Origin of the sequence: Micrococcus sp. HMSC31B01 (genome assembly GCF_001816085.1) — a bacterium.
Lineage (GTDB): Bacteria > Actinomycetota > Actinomycetes > Actinomycetales > Micrococcaceae > Micrococcus > Micrococcus luteus.
In genome coordinates this window covers 1-1653 of record NZ_KV825411.1, presented here as the reverse complement: position 1 = coordinate 1653, position 1653 = coordinate 1, and the positions used below count along the sequence as shown (strand labels likewise).

At 75.4% G+C, this 1653-nt stretch carries 2 protein-coding genes and 1 tRNA gene; 2 read left to right on the top strand and 1 reads right to left on the bottom strand.

What is annotated here, in order from left to right; all coding sequences use genetic code 11:
* Both HMPREF3105_RS11540 and HMPREF3105_RS11535 read left to right on the top strand, forming a co-directional pair.
* Positions 1-393 (top strand): nucleoside deaminase (locus tag HMPREF3105_RS11540; RefSeq protein WP_070709728.1); only part of this gene is annotated, 393 nt, incomplete at its 5' end.
* A gap of 74 nt (positions 394-467) precedes the next feature.
* A tRNA-Ser gene (locus HMPREF3105_RS11535) sits at positions 468-558 on the top strand.
* A 66-nt stretch (positions 559-624) separates the two neighbouring features.
* Here the strand turns inward: HMPREF3105_RS11535 and HMPREF3105_RS11530 are convergent.
* The coding region (locus HMPREF3105_RS11530; protein WP_070709725.1) for an alpha/beta hydrolase at positions 625-1653 on the bottom strand (1029 nt) is incomplete at its 5' end.

Genomic DNA, 1653 nt, shown 5'->3' with positions numbered 1-1653 from the left:
GCCGCGCTCGTGGCCGGCGACGGGACCGTCCTGGCCGTCGTCGGGAACGAGCGCGAGCAGCACCACGACCCCACCGCCCACGCCGAGGTCCTCGCGCTGCGTCGCGGGGCGGAGCTGCGGGCCGCCGCCGGGGCGGGCGACGGCTGGCGCCTGACGGACTGCACCCTCGTGGTGACCCTCGAGCCCTGCCCCATGTGCGCCGGCGCGCTGCTGCTGGCCCGCATCCCGCGCGTCGTGTTCGGGGCGTGGGACCCGAAGGCGGGCGCGTGCGGCTCGGTGCTGGATGTGGTCCGCGACCCCCGCTTCAACCACCGGGTGCAGGTCCGCGCCGGCGTCCGCGCCGAGGAGAGCTCGGCGCTGCTGCGGGAGTTCTTCGCGGCACAGCGCGATTGAACGCGCCCGCGCCCGACGACGGCGGGCGGCCGGTTTGGGCGCGCCGCCACGGCTCGGGTAGGGTGTCCTGGTCTGGTGACGTGTCCGAGCGGCCGAAGGTGCAGCACTCGAAATGCTGTGTACGGTGACCCCGTACCGTGGGTTCAAATCCCACCGTCACCGCCAGATGTGAAGCCCGGGAGCCTCGTGCTCCCGGGCTTTCGCCATGCCGGGGCGGGGTCGGCCGCCGGCTCAGCGCGGCAGGACGGCGTCCAGGAACGAGGCCACCGCGGACCACGAGATGGTGGCGTGCACGGCGCTGGCCGGCACACCGTTGCGGAGCACCTCCGCGCTGCGGGTCTTCGCGGTCATCATGCCCAGGTCGTGGCCGCCCTCGGCCACCGAGTAGAACGCGGTGCGCAGTCCGGCGGCCTCGGCGGCCCGGTACAGCTCGAGGCTCTGCCCCCACGGGACCGTGACGTCCTTGCGCCCGTGGATGACCAGCAGGGGCGGCGAATCCGGGCGCACGTGCGCGATCGGGGAGGCCAACCGGGTCAGGCCGCCCGAGGCCAGGACCGGCACCCCCAGCATGTCCGACTTGGTGCTGCGGTCGTCGAGGTGGCAGTGCTCCAGCCGGTTCGCGCGGTTGTAGTCCGCACACGCGCCCGGGAGCATCTGGCGGTTCATCGTCAGGAAGTCCGTGGGGCCGAAGAAGTCCACGATCGCCTGGACGCGGTCCTCCTCCGGGATCGCGTGGCCACCGTCGGGCACCTCCCGGCCGGGCGGCGGCACCGGCTCCCGGTCCAGGTCCTGTCCGCCCGTGAGGCCGGCCATGAGGGCGTTCCAGCCGCCCGACGACGAGCCGGCCACGGCCACCCGCCCCGCGTCCAGCTGCAGGCCCGGGGCGTTGCGTCGCACCCAGCGGACCGCCGCCGTCGCGTCCTCCACCTGGGCGGGGAACGTGCCCTGCTTCGAGCTGCGCACCGAGAACGCGGCGACGGCGTAGCCGTGCGGGACCAGGCCGCGGGCGACGTCGGCGCCGTCGCTGTAGCCGCGATCGCTGCGCCAGCCGGAGCCCGCGTTCCACACGAGGACCGGGAACGGGCCCTGGCCCGGCGGCCGGTACACGTCGATGCGTCCGGCGCGCCCGGGCAGGGCCGCGTACGTGTTGCCGGTGGAGCTGCGCATGCCGTACAGGGCCGTCGAGTTGGCGCCCAGCGGCCCGGCGGGCGCACCGGCCAGGTCCGCGACGACGGCCACCCCGCCCACCGCGAGGGCGCC